Consider the following 6,236-nt stretch of genomic DNA (forward strand, 5'->3'; position numbering starts at 1 on the left):
TTTAGATTGGAGATTCGTTGATAATTTCGGACAAACGTTCGGTTAGTTTTTTTCTGGAATACCTTTCTAAACCTACTGCATTGACTTGTAGTTTTCCTTCTAAAAAGACATTGTAATACGTCAAAATAGATTGCTTTAGAGCTTCTTTTTCCGAGTAATCGAAGAAAACACCGGTGTTGGTATCGGCAATAATTTCAGAGAAATCAGAACCTCGCGGGCCGATGGCAATAATAGGTCTTTCTGAAACCATGTACTCGAATAATTTTCCGGGAATGATGCTAATCGTGTTCTTAGAATTGATTTCAATAAGCAACAACACTTGCGATTTTCTTTGGTGAATTAAGGCTTCTTGATGTGAAACATAACCGAGATAATTCACATGCTCGGACAAATTATAACTGTGAATGGTGTCTAAAATATCCCTGCTTATTGTACCGATTAATTTCAATTCCAAATGCTGCGAAAAGTCAGGGATTTCTCGGACCAAATCTGACAAACTCTGCCATAAAATAATCGGATTGCGTTCGGATAAAAACGAACCGATGTGTGCCAATGAAAACTTCGTATCTAAAGTTTGTTTGCTGACATTCTCAACATCATAACCATTGGTAATAACCGTAATCGGTTGATTGGTTTTCTTTTGAAATTCGAGTTTGGTGCTTTTGCTTGTTACGATAATGGCATCAGCATTTTTTAAAACTTTTCGTTCTAAAAGATGGTGCTCGTGGTTTGCGTAATTCGATAATTTCAATTTTTCATGATAGCCAATCGTGGTCCACGGGTCGCGGAAATCAGCAATCCAATGTATTGGGAGTTGCTTTTTTAATTTCATACCAATCAGGTGCAAACTATGTGGTGGACCGGTTGTAATGACCGTATCGATGTTATTGTCTTTGATGTATTTATTTAAATAAGCAACAGAAGGTTTTACCCAAAAAACCCGCGCATCGGGAATAAAAAAATTACCACGAATCCAGAGTAAAAACCGATCAATAGAAGTTTGTTTTCTTTCAGCGGGAATAATGCCCGCACTGATTTGTTGGGTTTTATTTTTTGAAAAAAGCGATGCCAATCCATAAGGTTCGAAAATTCTTTTTTTGATAACGATGACTTGGTTTGAAATTTCATCAACCAAATCTTCATCAATAATAGGATACGATGGATTTTCGGGAACATACACCACCGGCTGAATATTGAACTCGGGTAAATATTTGACAAACTTTAACCAACGCTGCACACCTGGTCCACCGGCCGGAGGAAAATAATAGGTGACAATCAGAACTTTTTTCATTGGTTGCATTTATTTTTAAATTCAATCCTTTTTATCGGAAAACCACATTTTTCTTCTTTCGTAGTAAAGTCCACCGACGAATAACAACACCATTCCAAATGAACTTGCCATTGCAATCGTACTTCCTGTTTTTACGACTTGTGGTTCAAACTTAAATTCGATGTGATGTTTACCTGCCGGAATTATCAAAGCTCGAAGTGCGTAATCAGCTCTCAAATGCGGCGTTTTATTTCCGTCGATGTAGACATTCCATCCATCGGCATAATACATTTCAGAGAATACCGCCAAACCTTCATGGGCATTATTCGAAACGTATTTCAAATCGTTGGGTTTGTATTTTTGAAGTGTTATCGATGCCAAACTGTCTAACTGAAAAGTGTTATTTTTCAACATCGCTCCAAATTCTTTTTGATTGACAATGGCTGTATTTCTAGTATCGAGACTGTCTAAATCTTTCATTTCCTGATTGGCAGTTTGCGCGAATTTCACTTGCTGAACAAACCATGCATTGCCATTGGCATACTGGTTCAATCTAGGAAAAACTTTTCCTGTTGTGTCGGCTTGAAGTACATATCGTACATTGAGCATATCCAAAACATTCATATTGTTTTTAGCAATTTGATAATCGAATAATTGCTGCATGCGCCTTGGTTTTGCGGCATGATAACCACCAATCGACTTGTGGAAATACGAAGCACGAGCACTTGATAAATTGCCGTCAACTTCAAAAACCCTGTAATTAGAAGTGTCGCGTTGAATCATCAAATCGGCTTCTGTAGGTTGAAATGGTACATCAACTTCACTCGCGCTTACGAAATCGCTGCTGTCTACATAATTTTTATCGATAAAAAACAAATCCGAAACCATCAGCAATCCGACTAAAATAATCGTGGTGTTTTTTGCCAATCGTTCTTTGTTATGCATCCAAAGTAAAACGGCAACAACCAAAATGAAAAATCCGGATCGCAATAAATCCGCGACATATAAAGTTTTTCGATCTGATTTTAAAGCATCAACGAATTGTGGCCCGTAAGTTTGCATGAAATAACTATCAGAAGCACTTGCAAAATGAAAGGAACTTCTAAGAAAAAACAACATTGCTAAAATTCCAATTCCAATCGCGCTCGATTGCCATAACGCTTTCCATTGTGTGGCTTTTTCAGATTTCATAAAAGCATGCAAACCTAAAATAGCCAGGACCGGCGCACACAATTCGAGTATGACTTGAATCGAAGAAACGGCTCTGAACTTATTATATAGTGGTAAATACTCGATGCAAAAATCTGTCAACGCAGCGAAATTTTTACCCCAAGAAAGCAACAACGCAACCAAAGCTGCAGTGAGAAAAGCGTATTTTATTCTGCGTTGTACTACAAAAAGCGCCAGTATACACAAGAAGAAAACCACAGCACCAATATACGCCGGAGCGGCAACAATAGGCTGATCGCCCCAATAGGTTGGCATCGCAGAAACAAAATCTTTGGCTTGTGCTTCGGGTACGTTTTGACTTAGGATAAATTCATACATCGCACCATCGGTTCCTACGTTTTCACTATTTGAACCTCCAAAAAGCCTTGGTGCAAAAAGGTTGAGACTTTCTGCAATTCCGTAACTATATTCTGTGATATAATCGTTGGTCATGGCATTCTTGGTTGTATTCGTAGTGCCATCGGCGTTGAATGTCAGTTCGCTTTTGTCGCGTGTACTGAATTTGGCATACTCGGATGTTGCCATTAAGCTTGTTGCATTGACACCAATGGCCAAAATTGCGGCTATGGCAAAAACACTAATGGCTGTAAGCAGTGCTTTGAATTGCTTTTCTTTTATTAAATTATAAATGAAAAAGCATGATATTATGAAAAGTAAAATCAAAAGGTAATACGTCATTTGAAGGTGATTCGCATTAATTTCTAATGCTGCGGCTAACATGGTTACGATGCCACCGACTATGTAACGCCTTTTAAAAACCATCAAAACACCGGCAACAACCAAAGGCATGTAAGCGATGGCGTGTGCTTTAGCATTATGACCAACGCCGAGTATGACGATGAGATAAGTGGAAAAACCAAAAGCTAAAGCGCCGAAAAAGGCTTGTAAAGGATCTATTTTAAGTACGAGCAGTAATACATAAAAACCTATAAAATAGAGGAACAAATAATCCGCAGGTCTTGGCAGAAAACGCAACATAAGGTCTAGTTTACTAATGTATTCGTGCGGATAATTGGCACCTAGCTGATACGTCGGCATGCCGCCAAAAGCGGAATTCGTCCAATAAGGTTCGGCATTTTCGGTAGCTCTGAAATCGTTTTGCTCTTTCGCCATTCCGGTATATTGAACAATATCGGATTGGAAGATTTTTTTCCCCTGAAGGACAGGATAAAAATAAATGCAAGAAACAATAATGAAACTTAATACGAATAGCGCGTGTAGGTAAAATTTTTTAAGAATATCCATAGGAAAGGCAGTAAAATCGATTATATAATACCAGCCAAAAATAGTTAAAAACTACAAACGAAACATCGAAAATCTTACAGATTTTAATCGAGTTCTTCATAATCAACATACTCACCTACCTTTTTAGTTTCGCGGGGTTTAGTCTGTTGCGCTGTATCATAAATAATTTCATCCTGACCGGAAGATTTACTATTCGTATTGTATTGAGATTGGTATTGTTGCTGAAAATTACCGGCGGCTTTCTCGACTACTTTTTTCACCATTATCGGCAAAAACAAGCGCGCCAAAAATTTGATAATATAATAGAAAGCCAATATGTAGCATATAGTTTCGAGAAATCCGCTAAAAGATGCTGTTTGCATAGTTGAAAAAATTTCAACAAATTTATGAAATCAAAAGTTCAAAAATAAAATATGATTCTTAAATAAATAATAAATTATAGTACATTTGAAAAGCAGTACCATTGCCTACTTAAATCTATTTATATGTTCAAGATCAAGTCTTTAGTTTTTATATTCCTTGTTTTTTATTCTACTATCAATTACGCGCAGTTTACCGATGTCATCAATTCGAATCGTCCCGGACAATCGATGGCGGCATTTTCGGTTGGTAAAACTGTCATTCAAGCGGAATTGGGTATCAATCGTATCATCGAAAAAGACAAAGACGTTGATTATAAAGCGGCCATTTGGAACAGCGATTTGGCCTTACGTTACGGTGTTTTCTTCGAGCAATTCGAATTGATTGCCAACTTAGAATATCAAAACGAAAAATTCACTGCACCTGGCGTTGACATTCACGAAGGTGCATTGAAAAAAGTGCTTATCGGAGCCAAGTATCTCATTTATGATCCTGAAAAAAATTATGAAAAGAAGCCCAACCTATATAGTTGGAAAGCCAATCATAAATTCAATTGGAGGCAATTTATTCCCGCAGTTGGAATATATGGTGGTGTCAATGCTAATCTTGCGAAGAACAAATTTCTGAGAGGTTCCGATATTCCCAGAGATGAAGATTTTACTTTGAAAGGCATGATACTCACACAAAATCAATTTGGGAGATATACTTTCTTAACTAACATTATATTAGACAAATTTCCATCGCAAAGAAATTCTATCGATTATGTGTTGACGATGACACGAGGTTTTAATGATAGGGTTTCAGGTTTTCTTGAAATACAAGGTTTTAATAACGAATTTTATAAAGACCATTTTTTAAGAACCGGAGCGGCTTACTTAGTCAGACAAAACATTCAGGTGGATGCTTCGGTTGCCAGTAATTTTCAAGCTTCACCGAATATTGTATTTGCAGGTGTTGGGGCTTCTTGGCGTTTCGATGCCAATTACAATGAAGTGATGCTTCGCGTTCCAAAAGAAGAAAAAAACGACGGCAAATCGAAAAAAGAGAAAAAAGACAAGGAGAAAAAAGACAAGGAAAAGAAAAAACGCAAGGATGCTGTTGAAAATACAGAATTCAAGTAAACCATTTTTGAAATTCATCCCATGATTACAATACAAAAAGTAACCAACAAAAAGTTACTCAAATCCTACGTTACTTTTCCGTTTTCGATTTATAAAAACCATCCGTATTGGGTACCACCATTGATACAAGATGAGATGGAAAGTTTTGACACCTCCAAAAACCCAGCTTTTGAAACTGCCGAAGCGCATTTGTATTTGGCTTATAAAGATGGTGAAATTGCGGGTCGAATTGCAGCGATTATCAATTGGAATGAAGTCAATATTCAAGAAAAAAGAAAAGTACGTTTTGGTTGGTGGGATGTAATAGATGATATTGAGGTTACGAAAGCGTTGCTCGAGAAAGTATACGAATTGGGTAAAAAAAACCACTTAGAATTCGTTGAAGGCCCGATTGGTTTTTCAAATCTTGATAAAGTGGGTGTGCTAACAGAAGGTTTCGATTATATAGGCTCGATGATTACTTGGTATAATCATCCTTATTATGCCGAGCATTTAGAGCAATTGGGTTACGTGAAAGAGAAAGAATACATTGAAAGTAAATTTTTGTTCAGCAACGTTGATCCGGCTGTATATATTAAAGCTCAGGAACTCGTGAAAAGAAGATACCAATTGACTTCACTCACATTCACCAAAACCAAAGACATCTTGCCGTATGTAGACAAGATGTTCGATTTATTTAATACGACTTACGCTAATCTGGCTTCTTTTGTAGCGATTACCGACATTCAAAAAGAATATTTCAAAAAGAAATACATTCCGTTTATCAATCCAGAATACATCAAATTTGTGATTGACAAAGACAACAACCTGATTGCGTTTAGTATTGTCATGCCATCATTTTCAACGGCTTTACAAAAAGCAAAAGGCCAATTATTTCCATTCGGTTGGTATCATTTATTGAAAGCCAGAAAGCACAGCAAAGAAGTTTTGTTTTATCTAATCGGCATTGCTCCCGAATACCAAAGCAAAGGTGTTACTGCGATTATCTTCGATGAATACTACAAAACTTT

5 protein-coding genes are annotated in these 6,236 nt (G+C 37.0%); 2 read left to right on the forward strand and 3 right to left on the reverse strand.

The window, feature by feature from the left end:
- Position 1 precedes the first annotated feature (1 nt).
- The 3 genes from RMO03_RS10750 to RMO03_RS10760 all read right to left on the reverse strand — a co-directional run bounded on the left by RMO03_RS10750 (position 2) and on the right by RMO03_RS10760 (position 4,107).
- On the reverse strand, positions 2–1,291 hold the full coding sequence (locus RMO03_RS10750; protein ID WP_309642105.1) for a glycosyltransferase family 4 protein: 1,290 nt from the start codon (positions 1,289–1,291) through the stop codon (positions 2–4).
- Positions 1,292–1,312: 21 nt separating this feature from the next.
- Positions 1,313–3,745 (reverse strand): YfhO family protein, encoded by a 2,433-nt coding sequence (locus tag RMO03_RS10755; protein ID WP_309642106.1) that lies wholly within the window; start codon positions 3,743–3,745, stop codon positions 1,313–1,315.
- An 83-nt stretch (positions 3,746–3,828) separates the two neighbouring features.
- On the reverse strand, positions 3,829–4,107 hold the full coding sequence (locus tag RMO03_RS10760; RefSeq protein ID WP_309642107.1) for a DUF4834 family protein: 279 nt from the start codon (positions 4,105–4,107) through the stop codon (positions 3,829–3,831).
- A gap of 123 nt (positions 4,108–4,230) precedes the next feature.
- On the opposite strand from RMO03_RS10760, the gene RMO03_RS10765 reads away from it, so the two are divergent.
- On the forward strand, positions 4,231–5,226 hold the full coding sequence (locus tag RMO03_RS10765; RefSeq protein WP_309642108.1) for a transporter: 996 nt from the start codon (positions 4,231–4,233) through the stop codon (positions 5,224–5,226).
- Between the two features lie 21 nt (positions 5,227–5,247).
- The coding region (locus RMO03_RS10770; RefSeq protein ID WP_309642109.1) for a GTP cyclohydrolase at positions 5,248–6,236 on the forward strand (989 nt) is incomplete at its 3' end.

Origin of the sequence: Flavobacterium sp. (assembly GCF_031411595.1) — a bacterium.
Lineage (GTDB): Bacteria > Bacteroidota > Bacteroidia > Flavobacteriales > Flavobacteriaceae > Flavobacterium.